This is a genomic window from Thermosyntropha sp., assembly GCF_017656155.1.
GTDB lineage: Bacteria > Bacillota > Syntrophomonadia > Syntrophomonadales > Syntrophomonadaceae > Thermosyntropha.
This window is the reverse complement of the sequence record NZ_JACDOH010000007.1, coordinates 54,422-68,554: the sequence shown is the minus strand read 5'-3', so window position 1 is coordinate 68,554 and position 14,133 is coordinate 54,422. Positions and strand designations below refer to the sequence as shown.

The 14,133-nt window shown below is 37.3% G+C and carries 16 protein-coding genes and 1 pseudogene; 11 read left to right on the top strand and 6 right to left on the bottom strand.

What is annotated here, in order from left to right; translation table 11 throughout:
• Positions 1-19: 19 nt before the first annotated feature.
• A complete protein-coding gene (locus H0Z36_RS07870) occupies positions 20-778 on the bottom strand; it encodes a hypothetical protein (protein WP_296865236.1) in 759 nt (252 codons plus the stop codon).
• A gap of 319 nt (positions 779-1,097) precedes the next feature.
• Between H0Z36_RS07870 and H0Z36_RS07865 the strand changes: the two genes are divergently transcribed.
• Together H0Z36_RS07865 and H0Z36_RS07860 are read left to right on the top strand one after the other, a co-directional pair.
• The gene (locus H0Z36_RS07865) at positions 1,098-1,283 is read left to right on the top strand and encodes a hypothetical protein (RefSeq protein WP_296865234.1); all 186 of its coding nucleotides are present in this window, start codon (positions 1,098-1,100) and stop codon (positions 1,281-1,283) included.
• Positions 1,284-1,303: 20 nt separating this feature from the next.
• Positions 1,304-2,752 carry a hypothetical protein gene (locus H0Z36_RS07860; protein WP_296865232.1) on the top strand — a complete coding sequence of 483 codons (1,449 nt, stop codon included), beginning with the start codon at positions 1,304-1,306 and terminating at the stop codon, positions 2,750-2,752.
• Positions 2,753-2,776: 24 nt separating this feature from the next.
• Here the strand turns inward: H0Z36_RS07860 and H0Z36_RS07855 are convergent, their stop codons facing one another.
• Together H0Z36_RS07855 and H0Z36_RS07850 are read right to left on the bottom strand one after the other, a co-directional pair.
• Entirely contained in the window at positions 2,777-3,397 is a 621-nt protein-coding gene (locus H0Z36_RS07855) for a peptidoglycan-binding protein (protein WP_296865230.1), read from the bottom strand.
• A gap of 233 nt (positions 3,398-3,630) precedes the next feature.
• Positions 3,631-4,161 carry a DapH/DapD/GlmU-related protein gene (locus H0Z36_RS07850; protein WP_296865228.1) on the bottom strand — a complete coding sequence of 177 codons (531 nt, stop codon included), beginning with the start codon at positions 4,159-4,161 and terminating at the stop codon, positions 3,631-3,633.
• Positions 4,162-4,264: 103 nt separating this feature from the next.
• On the opposite strand from H0Z36_RS07850, the gene H0Z36_RS07845 reads away from it, so the two are divergent.
• Both H0Z36_RS07845 and hslO read left to right on the top strand, forming a co-directional pair.
• Positions 4,265-4,390 (top strand): hypothetical protein, encoded by a 126-nt coding sequence (locus H0Z36_RS07845; protein ID WP_296865226.1) that lies wholly within the window; start codon positions 4,265-4,267, stop codon positions 4,388-4,390.
• A 28-nt stretch (positions 4,391-4,418) separates the two neighbouring features.
• Positions 4,419-5,303, top strand: coding sequence for an Hsp33 family molecular chaperone HslO (gene hslO / locus H0Z36_RS07840; RefSeq protein WP_296865223.1), 885 nt, complete (start codon positions 4,419-4,421; stop codon positions 5,301-5,303).
• A 23-nt stretch (positions 5,304-5,326) separates the two neighbouring features.
• Here hslO and rpmB read toward each other — a convergent pair whose 3' ends face one another.
• Complete coding sequence (gene rpmB, locus H0Z36_RS07835; RefSeq protein ID WP_296865221.1) at positions 5,327-5,515, bottom strand: 50S ribosomal protein L28; 189 nt, start codon at positions 5,513-5,515, stop codon at positions 5,327-5,329.
• A gap of 130 nt (positions 5,516-5,645) precedes the next feature.
• Between rpmB and H0Z36_RS07830 the strand changes: the two genes are divergently transcribed.
• The 5 genes and pseudogenes from H0Z36_RS07830 to H0Z36_RS07810 form a co-directional block, all read left to right on the top strand.
• The gene (locus H0Z36_RS07830; protein WP_296865219.1) at positions 5,646-6,008 is read left to right on the top strand and encodes an Asp23/Gls24 family envelope stress response protein; all 363 of its coding nucleotides are present in this window, start codon (positions 5,646-5,648) and stop codon (positions 6,006-6,008) included.
• A gap of 15 nt (positions 6,009-6,023) precedes the next feature.
• Entirely contained in the window at positions 6,024-7,652 is a 1,629-nt protein-coding gene (locus H0Z36_RS07825; RefSeq protein WP_296865217.1) for a DAK2 domain-containing protein, read from the top strand.
• A 90-nt stretch (positions 7,653-7,742) separates the two neighbouring features.
• Positions 7,743-9,770: an ATP-dependent DNA helicase RecG gene (gene recG, locus H0Z36_RS07820; protein WP_296865215.1), complete on the top strand. Its 2,028-nt coding sequence runs from the start codon at positions 7,743-7,745 to the stop codon at positions 9,768-9,770.
• A 104-nt stretch (positions 9,771-9,874) separates the two neighbouring features.
• Entirely contained in the window at positions 9,875-9,994 is a 120-nt protein-coding gene (locus H0Z36_RS07815) for a small, acid-soluble spore protein, alpha/beta type (protein WP_296865213.1), read from the top strand.
• 75 nt (positions 9,995-10,069) lie between these two features.
• Positions 10,070-10,249: pseudogene (locus tag H0Z36_RS07810) on the top strand (alpha/beta-type small acid-soluble spore protein); the annotation flags it as partial.
• A gap of 167 nt (positions 10,250-10,416) precedes the next feature.
• On the opposite strand, the gene gpr reads toward H0Z36_RS07810, so the two are convergent.
• Positions 10,417-11,376 carry a GPR endopeptidase gene (gpr, locus tag H0Z36_RS07805; RefSeq protein ID WP_296865211.1) on the bottom strand — a complete coding sequence of 320 codons (960 nt, stop codon included), beginning with the start codon at positions 11,374-11,376 and terminating at the stop codon, positions 10,417-10,419.
• A 513-nt stretch (positions 11,377-11,889) separates the two neighbouring features.
• Here gpr and rsmD point away from each other — a divergent pair.
• Together rsmD and H0Z36_RS07795 are read left to right on the top strand one after the other, a co-directional pair.
• A complete protein-coding gene (gene rsmD, locus H0Z36_RS07800) occupies positions 11,890-12,456 on the top strand; it encodes a 16S rRNA (guanine(966)-N(2))-methyltransferase RsmD (RefSeq protein ID WP_296865209.1) in 567 nt (188 codons plus the stop codon).
• Positions 12,457-12,461: 5 nt separating this feature from the next.
• Positions 12,462-12,911 (top strand): ATPase, encoded by a 450-nt coding sequence (locus H0Z36_RS07795; protein ID WP_296865206.1) that lies wholly within the window; start codon positions 12,462-12,464, stop codon positions 12,909-12,911.
• Here the strand turns inward: H0Z36_RS07795 and ylbJ are convergent, their stop codons facing one another.
• Positions 12,912-14,096 (bottom strand): sporulation integral membrane protein YlbJ, encoded by a 1,185-nt coding sequence (ylbJ, locus tag H0Z36_RS07790; protein ID WP_296865204.1) that lies wholly within the window; start codon positions 14,094-14,096, stop codon positions 12,912-12,914.
• Between the last annotated feature and the right edge of the window lie 37 nt (positions 14,097-14,133).

Here is a 14,133-nt window from a genome sequence, read left to right as displayed (position 1 = left end):
ACCTCCACTTTTATGTTTTTTATAAAGTAGGCGGTAAATTGTTTGGAAGTCGTAAAATCCAACTTTCTCCACCTCTAGTCAAGGTGACAGATGTGCTGCAGCCAGGAAAATAGTGAGTATGAGCAGCTACTGGAGGCCATGAAGAAGGACATAAGTATGAAAAACTATTTGAAGTAGGATATTTATAAAGTATTGTATTGGAAATACCCCCTCCTAGAATAAAACCTTGGTTGGATATAGTGACCTGGCGATTGGATAGTGAAACGGTATTATCTGCTTTATACCATCCACCTTTAACTTTTGAAAGTTTATAATAGTTTATTCCTTGATTTGAAATTATAGAATAATATACTGTAGAGTATGCTCTTACAGATAAACTTCCATCCCACTGTTCTCTATACTGATCTTCGAGGTAGCTACTCTTCACATCAGCGAAGTAAGTGGTTGCAAAGCTTTTTCTTACCATTCCATCTTCAGTTTTTTCAATCTTTAGCAACTGGGTAGCTGTATAGGTTGGAACTATTTGCTTTGTTTTGTCTCTTGCATTTATTGCGGTCATTTTGGCGGGATTTATTGATGTATTTTTTGAAAAAGAATTGCTTTTGGCAATATTATATAATCTGTCTAAATCCGTAATTTCATTTGCGTTGAAAATAGTTTTGTATTTTACAGAGTAAGAATCCTCAGCCGAGACTGCCTTGTTTATTATAAAAAAATTAAAAACTAATGTTAAACATAGACATGATAATATGAGGAAGTTTATACCCTTTTTGCGCATGAAAAATACTCCTTTCAATTTTAGTTAGAAAAGATAAAAAATAAAAGTGTGTAATTTTAATAATAATATAAATAATTTTTTTATATATCACCTCCATATATTTATTATTAATATTTTATTTTAATAAAGAGTTTAATCGCTTAAAAAAAAAAAAGCAATAATTTATTTGACAAATTTTGTCGTTAGAATAAAATTTTGTTTAAAAATATAAAATTATTAATAAAGCAAAATATGGAATACATAAGCCGGTTCATACGCTGTTTTTGTTTTTTATTGTGAAATGCAGATGGAAACTGAAGCTGTTTTATGGGGGGAAATTGTGAAGAAATTTATCAATAATTCTGGCTGGCAAGCTTTTTATTTGCTTATTTTGGGCTTACTGGCTTTTTATACTAAAGAAATAGTAACTTTTATAATGCTGGGCTTTATGATGATAATGTTATCTAACATTTATGACAAACTTGATGATATTTATAGAAAGATGTCTAAAGATGAAAAAGAATAACTTAAAAAAATTGCTTGTTTTTGGCAGAGGTAATGTTTTGTTTAAGTTCTGAAGTAAATTTTTTTGCAAAAAGGAGCACTTTATTTAAAATGCTTACTTCCGATTTGTTTAACACCTTGCTTGATAAAGTAAAATCTTTCCTTCATTCCGAAAACTTAACCGGATATCTGGTGGGAGGGACGGTGAGGGATTTTATACTGGGAAAGTTTCCGGCTGATATTGATCTGGTTGTTATTGGAGATGTTTCTTCTGCCGATAAACTGGCAGCTTTTTTGGATGTTGTTCTTGTAAAATTTGCCCATCCTACAGTTGTTCGTTTAGTTTTACCATTTAAAGAATATCAGATTTATATAGATGTAGAGTATACTACTGAAGGAGATATTCTGGATAATTTAGGGAGAAGGGATTTTACAATTAATGCCATGGCTTTGCCTTTAAGGTCAGGAGATTTAAATTTTGGAAAAGTGATTGATCCTTACAGGGGAAGGGATGATATTGAAAAAAAGACTATAAGAGCGGTTAATCCGCAGGTTTTTAAGGAAGATGCGGTGCGCATTTTGCGTGCATTTCGTTTAGCTTCAGGTCTGGATTTTTTTATAGAAGATAAAACCTTGAATTTACTTTGTATGGAAGCTGTAAAGGTAGACTGGGGAAAAATTGCTGGGGAAAGAATCTGGAAAGAATTGAGGATGATTTTAGGTTTTGAAGACTCTCTGAAAACTCTTTTGTATATGCAAGAAAAATCCTGTGTTCTTGATAAGCTTTTTGGGAATCGGAATTTAGAAGATAATGCTGAGGTAAATACCTGGTCTGATAAATTTGTGCGGCTTAAGTTTTTGGAGGAGTTTTGGAAAGGAAGTTTGACTGCTGATATTTTTGATAACATAAGAAGTTTGTATGAGAAAACAACTGCTGAATTTGTAGAAGATATAACACCAGCAATTAAGCTGGCGGTGCTTTTGGATAATTTTGCATCTTCTGAAAGGAGAAATGTAAAGAAAGCAAAAGAAGTGTGTGATTTTTTAAGAATGCCGGGTTGGGAAAAGGATATAGTTTTAACCGTTGTGAAAGGATACAGTGAAGTATCAAAAATTTATAAGAATAATTTGAGAGATTTATCGGCTAAAAGAAGGTTTGTGAATAAATATAATAAATATACTCCGATTTTGCTGATATTTTCTTTGGCCGATTTTGCAGCTGATAATGATAATATTGACGGGGAGGTTTTTGATTATGCCTGTTATGTAGAAGATTTTCTGCAGTTTTATTTGAAGGAAGGAAGGGAATGGTTTAGACTTCCGCGGTATATAAACGGTGATAAAGTGATGGAAATTTTAGGTGTAAGACCTTCTTCAAAAGTTGGAAATATTTTGCGAATGGTAGTTGAGAAAGAAATTACAGGACAAATTACCAATGAAAAAGAAGCACAAGATTTTGTAAAATTTTTGAAAGACAGTAAATATCCATAAAAAGCCGGGCTTTTGCCCGGCTTTTTATGGATAAACAGTGATAGTAACAGTTTTTATTCCCCAGTTTAATGCTTCCTGGTGAGTGCTGAAACATAAGTCGATGCGGTTTCCTTTGATTGCTCCGCCTTGATCGGCAGCTATACCTTCTCCGTATCCTGGAATGTAGAGGCGACTGCCCATAGGAATTACCTTGGGGTCAACAGCTACGATGCCTTTTCTTAATGGATAACCTAAGTAAGAAGGTTGTCCATAAAACGGATAGTTACATTTATAACAAGGACAATAACCTGTTGCCACTACGGTTAATGTGCGAGCTGTTCCTCTGGAAGGCTGTGTATAATTTGTATTTGAATTTTTTCCTAAAGCCCTCCAGGTTTGGGGACCTACTATTCCGTCAACTTTTATACCTGCATCTTTTTGGAATTTTATAACCGCATTATATGTTTTTTTACCGAATATCCCGTCTACTGCCCCGCACCAGTAGCCTTTGCTGTTAAGAGTCTGTTGTAGTGTTTTTACGGTTTCTCCTACAGAGCCCCACTTTAAAACAGGTTGAGCAGCTTCAGCGGTGTTGGGAATAACAAGGGTTAATGAAACAGCTAAAAAGGATAAAATAATAAATGTTGTCAAGCTTTTTTTAAGCATATAATTCTCCTTTCTCCCCTTACTTTTACTACGGCTAAAAGTAATAAGACATAAAAATTCAGGCTTTAATAAGCCTGAATTCTATACTTATTTTACTTTTTGTGGGCTTGTGTCTCAAATTGCCTGAAGAAAGGCATGTGAGGACAAGCTAGGAATAAGGAAGATAAAAACAGATATAGGAGCTGTTTTACAGTTATATTTCTATATAGGCGATGATGGGATAAAGTGGTTTTTCATTCTTTTATAAGTTTTAACCCTTTAAGATAGCGCTCTGCTAGGTCTTGATATATTTTAACTGCTGCTTTGTTGTAATTTAGCATGTTTTCATCTAGGTCTTTTACTATCCGGGCCGGATTGCCCATAGCTATTTTGCGGGAAGGGACAGTTTTGTTCGGTGGCAGGACACTGCCTGCGGCTAACAATGATTCAGGCCCTATTTGACATCCGGTATTTACCACAGATCCCATGCCTATTACTGAATTTTGCCCTATATTGCATGGTCCGTGAACTATAGCGGCATGCCCTATTAGGGCATTTTCGCTGACTACAGCTTCAGTTCCCGGTTCTGCATGTAAAGTAGCATTGTCTTGAATATTGCTTCCATTTTCTACAATTATTTTACCATAATCTCCTCTGAGGACAGCTCCTGCACCTATATAGCAGTTTTTACCGATCACTACTTCTCCGATAAGGACGGCTTGCGGATGAACAAAAGAATCTTTGCCTATTACTGGCTTTTTTCCCTCAAAATCATATAATGGCATTTTAAACCCCCCAGTATAATTAAATTGTATCCTTATTATACATTTTTGATTTATATTCCTGCTTATTATCTGGAGATGATTTAAAAAATGGGAGTATAAGGTTGTGAATTTGGAAAAAACGAAAGCTTATGGGAAAATAATGTTAACTATGAATATTACTACGGTTATAATTAATAAAGTAATAAAGGCTTATAATTTTGGAAAAATTCAGGCTGGTGTTATAATTTAGGGAAAGAAGATAAAGAAGGGAAGTAGTTATGGGAAAGGATTATCTTATCAGAGCTGTAGATGAAGGGAAAAATGTGAGGCTTTTTTTGGCGAGGACTACTCTAACGGTTGATGAAATGAGGAAGAGACATAATACTTCGGCTACTGCTTCAGCTGCAGTCGGCCGGTTGCTTACTGCGGCTCTTATCATGGGTGCTGATTTAAAAGGGGAAGAAGATACCCTTACTTTAAAATTAATAGGAGATGGACCGATAGAAGGCATAGTAGCTACTGCTGATGCTAAAGGAAATGGTCGGGCATATCCTTTAAACCCGCAGGCTGATTTGCCTTCAAAGAGTCCGGGCAAACTTGATGTAGGCAGTTTGGTAGGAAAAAATGGCTATCTGGAAGTAGTAAAAGATTTAGGGTTAAAACAGCCTTTTGTAGGGAGGGTGGAACTTGTGAGTGGAGAGATAGCAGAAGATCTTGCATATTATTTTCTTAAATCAGAGCAGATTCCATCTTTAGTTTCATTAGGGGTGCTGGTAGATAAAGACCTTAGTATTAAAGCGGCTGGAGGAGTTCTGGTTCAGGCCATGCCAGGTGCTGATGATGTTTTGTTGGAAAAAATTGAAACTAATATTCTTGATCTTGGACCTATAAGCGGTGTGATAGAGTCAGGGGTAAGTCTGGAATATGTTCTGGATAAGATTATGCAGGGAAAAGATTATGAAATTTTAGACCGAAAAGATTTAGCATTTAAATGTAGTTGTAGCCGGAAAAGGCTTAAGGGAATCTTGGCAGGTTTTTCAGATGAGGAGCTTAATGATATTTACAATAATGAAGGAAAAATAGAAGTCAGGTGCAATTTCTGCAATGAAGTTTATACTTATTTTCCGGAAGAGATTGCAGAGGAAAGAAGTAAAAAGCCTTAGATAACTATCTAAGGCTTATCAGCTTAAATGGCTCTTTGTACTTTCCCGGAACGCAGACAGCGAGTACAAACGTACGCTTTTTTAGGAGTTCCATCTACAATTATTTTTACTCGCTGTATGTTAGGTTTCCACTGGCGGCTAGTTCTTATGTGGGAGTGGCTGTATTGTTTGCCGAAAGTAACGCCCTTGCCGCATATTTCGCATTTTGCCATAATTTTGCCCCCTCTCTTTCACAATCACTTAAATATTGTATCAAAAGGAAAGGTAAAGGGCAAGAAGAAGGAATAAATATTTGCACTATAGAATTAAAATTAGTATCCTTATAATTTAGGAGGGATATCAATGTATAAGGTGAAAAATACTGGATTAGGTGATATATTTGTTGGCAAGGAAGTAGTTGAAACTATAGCAGGTTTGGCTGCCATAGACTGTTATGGATTGGTAGGGATGGTGCCACAAAATATTCAGTCTGGGCTTACTAGCATTTTAGGAATGGAATCTGTTCGCAAAGGTGTAGAAGTAAGGGATTCAGATGAAGGTTTGATTGTTGATCTGTATGTTATAGTAGGATATGGAGTAAAAATTCACGAAGTGGCACATAATGTAATGCAAAAAGTTACTTATGTGTTGGAAAATGATGCAGGACTGCCTGTTGCTAGAGTTAATGTAAATATCAAGGGAGTAAAAGTAATGAGAGAAAATTAGGGGAGGATAATAGCATTGGCTTTAGAACAAATAAACGGGATTGAGTGGATAAGGAGTATTAAAGCAGGTTGTATAAAATTAGAGCATAATCGCGATAAAGTAGACCTTCTTAATGTTTTTCCGGTTCCTGATGGTGATACCGGAACTAATATGTATTTGACTATATTATCGGCAGTAAAAGAGGGAGAAAAAAATAAGTCGGAAGATATAGGCAAAGTAGCCAAGGCTATGTCAATGGGTTCTTTAATGGGAGCCCGCGGCAATTCCGGAGTTATTATGTCTCAGATCTTTAGGGGAATGGCTAAGGTGTTGGAAGGCAAGAAACAGGCTTATTCTATGGATATTGCACAAGCTTTAAAGATGGGGTCAGAGACTGCTTACAAGGCAGTTATGAAGCCAGTTGAAGGGACTATACTTACTGTAATAAGAGAAACTGCCAAGGCATGTGAGGAAGAAGCAGCAAAAAATTCTGATATTATTGCCTGTTTGTTTGTTGCTATTGAAAAGGGTTATGAAACCCTGGAAAAGACGCCCCGTATGCTGTCGGTTTTAAGAGAAGCTGGAGTAGTTGATGCCGGAGGTCAGGGACTTCTTTATTTTTTGGAAGGTTTGGTCGAAGGATTAGCAGGTGAAAAAGAAATAGAACTCGAAACATATCGGGAAGTGGCTGCTCCTTCATTTAGAAAGGCTTCGGGAGAAGAAATATCCCTGGAATTCCAATATTGTACAGAACTTTTGATTAAAGGAGAAAATCTTGATATAGAAGATATAAAAGATCATCTCGAACCACTTGGGGATTCTATGCTGGTGGTCGGAGACGAAGAAATGGTTAAGGTGCACATTCATTCCAATCATCCGGGCAAGGTTCTTGAAACCTGCCTGCAGTGGGGTCAACTCAGCGATATAAAGATAAATAATATGCTGGAAGAAGCCCATGAACACCTGCATAATTGGGAAGAATCCAATTATGGTGAAAAGAAGTTCAGCAAGAAGATAGGTTTGGTGGCTGTAGGAGCAGGAGTAGGGATAGTTGATATATTACAGAACCTGGGAGTAGACAAGGTGGTAGAAGGCGGGCAGACGATGAATCCCAGCACTGAGGATATTCTTAATGCCTGCGATGAAGTTGATGCAGAGAGTGTGATTATTCTCCCGAATAACAGTAATGTGATTTTATCAGCTGAACAGGCAGCAGAGATTTGTGGAAAGGAAGTCAGGGTTGTTCCCACTAAATCTGTTATGCAGGCGGTTACTGCCCTTATTGCTTATGATCCTGAAGGTGATATAGAAGAGATGGTTCAGAATATGAGAGAGGAAATGGAACAGGTAAGATGGGGCGAAATAACTTATGCGGTGAGAGATTCGGCGGTTAACGGTTTAAAAATTAAAGAAGGTGATGTGATCGGAATCTTAGAGGGTGAGATTGTTTTGACTGCCGTTGATGATAAAGAAGCTTTAATAGAGTTATTGGCCAAAATGGCGAATGAAGACAGTGAGCTTATAACTCTATTTTATGGCGATGATATTACGGAAGAACGGGCTAACCAGATTAAAGAAGAGATAATAGATCTTTATCCTGATTGTGATATAGAAGTCCATTACGGCGGACAGCCGCATTACAGCTATTATGTTTCAGTGGAATAAAGAGGTTTGCTACTATAGTTTCTGGAACAAGGAGTATTCTTTTTAAGAGAATACTCCTTAAATTTATTATTCACTGGAAGGTGAGTAAATATGGAAGATTTATTTCAAGATATACAGTATGTTAAAGGGGTGGGCCCTAAAAGAAAGAAGCAGTTTTTGCGCCTGGGCGTAGAAAATGTTTTTGACCTTTTATGGTATATTCCCCGCAGTTATGTTAACCGGGAAAAAGTTCACAGCATAAAGGATTTGAAGATTGGGGAAAAAGGAATGATAAAGGGAAAGGTAAAGTCGGTTCAGGAGATAAAGACCGGGCGGGGTATGAAAATTTTTAAAGCCTTTATTCAGGATAATTCCGGTATAGTTCAGGGAGTATGGTTCAATCAGCCTTATATTAAGAATATTATAAAACCTGGGTTAGATATTCTGATAACAGGAAAAGTAAAGATGAACTACGGTGCTTTGGAGATTAATGTAAGCGAATATGAGATTATGACGGAAGAAGATTTGGCATTTAAGATTTTGCCAGTTTATCCTTTAACTGAAGGCTTGAATCAGAAGGCTGTTCGCAGTATAGTTTTTCATGTTTTAAAGGAATTTCTACCTTATTATCCGGATATTTTTGATGAAAAAATCAGGCGGGAATATAATCTGTGCGGAATATCTGAAGCCTTTTTGAATATTCATTTCCCGAAAGGAAGAGAAGAATATATTAAGGCACGCAGAAGGCTGGCTTTTGAAGAGCTTTTTCTTTTTCAGATAGGTTTGAGGCAGGAGAGAAAAACACCTTTAGCTGAAGATTATGTTGTTCATAAAGAAAAAAATGATTTGGTAAAGAGAATAACTGAAAATCTGACTTTTGATCTAACTTCAGCCCAGCAGAGGGTTATAGAAGAAATATTTGCTGATATGGAAGCAGAAAAGCAGATGAACCGGCTTTTACAGGGAGATGTAGGGGCAGGAAAAACCGTAGTAGCGGCTTTGGCAATGGCTAAAGCGGTTTCCAGCGGATATCAGGCGGCTATCATGGCTCCTACCGAAATTTTAGCTGAACAGCATTATAAATCGATTTTAAAATTTTTTAAGGGTGCTGATGTGGTAATTGCCTTACTTACCGGAAGTACGGGAAACGCCCAGCGTAGGATAATACTTGAGGCATTAAGCCAGGGCAAGATAGATATAATAATAGGGACTCATGCTCTTATTCAGGAAGATGTATTTTTTGACCGTTTGGGACTGGTGATAATAGATGAACAGCATCGTTTTGGAGTTAAACAACGTACCTTATTGAGCCAGAAGGGTGATTTTCCTGATATTCTGGTTATGACAGCAACTCCTATACCCAGAACTTTAGCTTTGACTCTCTATGGCGATCTTGAACTTTCAGTTATAGATGAGCTTCCTCCTGGAAGAAAGCCGGTAAAAACGATTTATATAAAGGAATCTTTCCGCGATCGGCTTTATGATTTTATAAAAGAAGAGCTGAAAAAAGGAAAACAGGTTTATTTTGTGTGTCCATTGGTCGAGGAATCTGAGAAGCAGGATTTACAGGCAGCAGTCAGCCTTTATGAAGAATTAAAAAATCGGGTTTTCTCTGAATACAAGGTTGGGCTTTTACATGGCAAAATGAAGCCTAAAGAAAAAGAATTTATTATGGAAAATTTTAAAGCAGGGATTGTTGATATTTTAGTTTCTACAACAGTGGTAGAAGTGGGGGTTGATGTTCCTAATGCTACCGTTATGGTTATAGAAAGGGCGGAAAGATTTGGCCTTTCTCAACTGCATCAGCTCAGGGGAAGGGTAGGAAGAGGAGACGAACAGGCTTATTGTTTCCTTTTAGGGGAACCTAAAACCGAAGAAGCTTTTAGAAGACTTAAAGCAATGGAAAATACTAATGATGGTTTTAAACTGGCGGCAGAAGATCTTTTGCTGAGAGGGCCGGGTGATTTCTGGGGAGTAAGGCAGCACGGCCTTGACCAGCTCAAGGTGGCAGACCTTATAAAGGATCAAAAAATTATTGAAAATGCACGTGAGCTGGCTAAGATTATAGAGCCTGATGAGCAACTCCTTTTTTATATAAATAAAAAATTTAAAAAAGAAGATGATGTTATTCAAAATTAACCTGTATAAATTTTAAAAATTATTTTAAAGCTAAGATCGGATATTTAAATTATTGCCGATGTTAGCTTTTTTTATTTAAAAAAGTTTACCTGGAGGTGAGTTTTTTGAAAAGCAATGAAAAAAAGAAAAAAGATATAGAAAATATTAAGTTTGAGGTGGCTCAGGAGATGGGAATTTGGCTTAAAAAAAGAAATGAGGAAAGAGGGGAAAATATTAAAAGGTGATGAAAATACTTCTAGCATATAAGAAAGGTTAAGGTGACACAATAAGACTACCAAAGGAAAAGGAGGTGAAATTAGATGGCAAGAAATAATCTGTTAGTGCCACAGGCTAAGGCAGCTATGGAACAGTTCAAATATGAAGCTGCTCAGGAAGTGGGAGTTAACCTGAAACCCGGATATAATGGGGACCTTACTGCCCGCCAGGCTGGCAGTATAGGCGGACAGATGGTTAAGAAGATGATTTATGATTATCAACAGAGATCCGCTGGAGGTACTGCTACTCCTCTCAGCATGACTCAGGACTTAAATACTATTAAGCAGCAGAATCAGCAAAGTGGTATGAAATAATATTTAACGGATAATCTAATCATATTATGGTGAACAAGCGGATTAAATTATATCCGCTTGTTTTCATTATGTCGACATCAGGTGGCATAAAGTTCAAGCTGTTCTTCTGAAATACCGGGGAATAATGATTTAGCCACTCCCATAGCTATAATGCGCGAAGTATTTTCAATTATTTCATCTATTTCGGTAGGAGTAACTCCTAAACTTCCGCCAAAGAATGAAAGGACATCTTTAATGGAATCAATTGCTTTATTTTCATTGTACATAGCACCGCTGTGAAAACAAAACTTTTTGATGGCCTGGTCGGCAATAATTCCGGCATTAACTATGGTAGGACACCCTATGGCTATAACGGGGACACCTAAACCTTCATAAGTCAGGGATTGTCTTAAGTTGCCTATACCTGCTCCTGGCTGGATGCCGGTGTTAGACATTTGAATGGTGGTGCCTATTCGTTCGACATTCTGTGCCGCCAGTGAGTCTACAGCGATTACCAGTGCAGGCTTTAATCTGTCAACTATTCCTTTTATAATTTCAAATGTTTCTAGTCCGGTTATGCCCAGAACTCCGGGAGCAATGCCGCATACAGGACGCATTCCTTCTACTAATGCCTGGGGGGCTTCTTGATGATAATGTCTGGTTATTGGGCTATATTCTATAAATTTAGGACCTAAAGCGTCAGGGGTAGCCCGCCAGTTTCCCAGTCCTACCAGCAAAACCGTGTCCCCGGGTTTGAGCATATTTTGGGAAAGGGTATGCAGGCTTTTTTCCATAGCCTTAATAATTTCGTCCCTTACATAAGGATCGTTAATCTTAAGGGGAGGGGACTGAATAGTTACATAAATTCCTATCGGGCGTCCCATCTGCTGGGCTCCCATTTCATTAATTATATTTATAGTGTTAATCTTGATGTGTTCCATCTGTTCTACTCTTTCTTCAACTCCGGGGATTTCCTGCCCAGTTGCTCCGCGTACGAGGTCGCGGGCTTCTACAGCCAGGTCTATGCGCAGATTCAAGAGCCTTAAAAGTTCGTTCATAATGTTATTACCTCCTTTACTGGATATATTATCCGCAGGAGGAAGAAGAAATATGCGGGAATATAAAAATTGAATAATGCAAAAAAACGATAAAAAATAAAGGAAAAAAGAGAAAAACGTATATTTCAGGAGAATAGGGGTTTATATGTAGAAAAATGGACTGGGAGGACAGGGGATGTGGGATCTTGCTTTTCCACTATTATTCTCCTCAACTGTTTGAGATACTGGCAGCTGATAGAGAAGGAGAAATGATTGGTCTTATAAAATGTTGTCAGCTTTGTAACATTAAAATCGTAAGGATAAAATGGCGGTCGTTTTGACCGCCATTTTGGGGAGAGGAGAATTTTGTAAAGTTGTTGGGGAGGGTTTGTTACCAGATTTTTATCTGGTACTAATATCATTGTCCGTTTTACTTCAATATATACAGTATTTTTAAAAAAAATTGTGGTAAAATATAAAATTAATAGGTGAAAAAAGGTAATTGCCCAAAAAAATAATTCATAAGGAGAATATATGGTGCGCGTAATAGCTGGCAAGGCTAAAAACAGAAGACTGGTTGCCCCTTCCGGGCTTAATACCCGTCCAATTACGGATATGATAAAAGAGGCTTTTTTTAATGTTTTAGGAGAAAAAGTTTTAGATGCGCATTTTTTGGATCTTTTTTGTGGAAGCGGCAGTATAGGAATTGAAGCATTGAGCCGGGGAGCAGACAAGGTATTTTTTATCGACAACAGCTCAGAAGCAATAAAAACAGTTCATGCTAACCTTGCTAATTGTGGCTTTACGGAAGGGTTTGAGGTTTATCGAAATGATGTGTTTAAAGCACTTGATATACTCAAGAAAAGAGATTTAAAATTTGATGTGATTTTTGCTGATCCGCCTTTCACCAATCCGGGTATATTTGATAAAGTAATTAAGACTTTAGATAAGGCTGCAATTTTAAAAGAAGGTGGAATATTGGTAATAAGAAGCAAAAAGGACAGAGAAATGCCGGAGAAGTTGGATTATTTGATTAAATATCGTATGAATGTTTATGGAGATTCAATTTTACATTATTACAGATGGTTGCGGGAGGATTAATGATTATGATGGAGATTTACAGGTTGTTAGATGAACTGGAGATGATGATTAAGGAAGGGAAGAAGATGCCTTTATCAGGCGGGAAAACCCTTATTGAATCTAATATTTTTTTGGACAGGTTAGACAGAATAAGGGCTATTTTGCCTGAAGAGCTGGAACAGGCCAGATTAATTATTTCAGAAAAAGAAAGAATATACCAGGAAGCTTGTGCCAAAGCAGATGAGTATGTTAAGGAATCTCAAAACCATGCTGCACGCATGTTGGATGAAAATGAAATAACTAAGAATGCTATGCAGGTGGCAGAAGAAATAGTGGCCAAAGCTCAAAAGACGGCAGAGGAAATACAGCGGGAAGCCGATGAATATGCGGAAAGCGTCTTAACCCATATGGAAATAGTTTTGCGCAAAGGATTAGAAGCGATAAGCCGCGGAAAAGAAGAGCTCAGAAAAAGTTAATTAAGTTTTAGTTTTAAGGTTTATTTCTTTTATAAGACTTATCAGCATAAGCAGGGCGATTATAACTGAACCTGTTATCAGACAGTTGATCGATAATCTGAAAGCGTCGAAAGAATACAGGATTTTATAAGAAGGAAAGGAAAAAGAAGCTACCGGATTTGAATGGGATGCAAGCCAGATATAGCCTGTATAAGTAAATAATGCAGAAAAAAGCATTTGCATAAACCGGGCTTTAAGGTAAAAAGCAAGGCGAACTTTAGTTCCGGCAACTGCACTCATTACCTGTGCAATAATTGAGAGACCGCTGAATGAAAGCAAAATGCTTATTATGATTAATTGGGATATTATGTCGATGTTAGATGCTGCAACAGTCTTAGTTCCCAGAGTGATTTCAAATATGCCTATGCCTATGCCGTATGCAGCATGGTAGTTTAAACCTGTAAAAGACAGGATTTTAACTATAGAATGGGCAAAGATGTCCATGATACCCCATATTATGAGCATACGTGTAAAGACTGAAAAAATAATTATAAAACCGGCGATGGTTAAAATATTGTTGATACTGTTTTGGACAGCATCTCCTACCAGGCGGCCTATTCCGTGAGAGGGAATTTCGGAAATTGTTTTTAAGGCTTCGTTAAATCTAAGGGCGGGAGGTGCTGCTGTTTTTAACGGAAGAGGAGCTTTGAATTTTAATACCAAACCTACCAGCAGATTGGCGGCATAGTGGGAAAAGGCTAGAAGATATCCTAATATTGGCGCACTTAACATTCCTACTCCTATTGCACCTATTATGAAAAGGGGACTAGAGTTGTTGGTAAATGACACCAGACGTTCCGTTTCTTCTTCTGTAAGCATTTTGCTATCATAAAGTTTTTTGCTTAAAATAGCTCCGACGGGAAATCCGGAGGTAAAACCCATTACTATTACTAAGGCGCTACTTCCGGGAAGCCTGAAAAGAGGACGCATTACCGGCTCTAAAATAAGGCTTAAAAAATTGGTGAATTTAAGGCTGACAAGAAGTTCGGCCGCTATAAAAAAAGGCAGCAGAGCAGGGAGGAGAACTGAATACCATAATTTGAATCCGTCGGCTGATGCTTTTACGGTTTCTTGAGGGTTAATGATCATGAAAAAGGTAAAAATTATAATTATAAATGTAAAAAACATACGTGAAAAAGGTGTCATTAAAGAACTCTCCCGAAGGGGTTTTAAAAAATATATG

Coding starts and splice junctions, on each gene's coding strand:
- rpmB (WP_296865221.1), bottom strand. CDS start 5,515: ATGGCAAAATGCGAAATATGCGGCAAGGGCGTTACTTTCGGCAAACAA.
- hslO (WP_296865223.1), top strand. CDS start 4,419: ATGGGAAAGGATTATCTTATCAGAGCTGTAGATGAAGGGAAAAATGTG.
- rsmD (WP_296865209.1), top strand. CDS start 11,890: ATGGTGCGCGTAATAGCTGGCAAGGCTAAAAACAGAAGACTGGTTGCC.
- H0Z36_RS07795 (WP_296865206.1), top strand. CDS start 12,462: ATGATGGAGATTTACAGGTTGTTAGATGAACTGGAGATGATGATTAAG.
- H0Z36_RS07870 (WP_296865236.1), bottom strand. CDS start 778: ATGCGCAAAAAGGGTATAAACTTCCTCATATTATCATGTCTATGTTTA.
- ylbJ (WP_296865204.1), bottom strand. CDS start 14,096: ATGACACCTTTTTCACGTATGTTTTTTACATTTATAATTATAATTTTT.
- gpr (WP_296865211.1), bottom strand. CDS start 11,376: ATGAACGAACTTTTAAGGCTCTTGAATCTGCGCATAGACCTGGCTGTA.
- H0Z36_RS07830 (WP_296865219.1), top strand. CDS start 5,646: ATGTATAAGGTGAAAAATACTGGATTAGGTGATATATTTGTTGGCAAG.
- recG (WP_296865215.1), top strand. CDS start 7,743: ATGGAAGATTTATTTCAAGATATACAGTATGTTAAAGGGGTGGGCCCT.
- H0Z36_RS07855 (WP_296865230.1), bottom strand. CDS start 3,397: ATGCTTAAAAAAAGCTTGACAACATTTATTATTTTATCCTTTTTAGCT.
- H0Z36_RS07850 (WP_296865228.1), bottom strand. CDS start 4,161: ATGCCATTATATGATTTTGAGGGAAAAAAGCCAGTAATAGGCAAAGAT.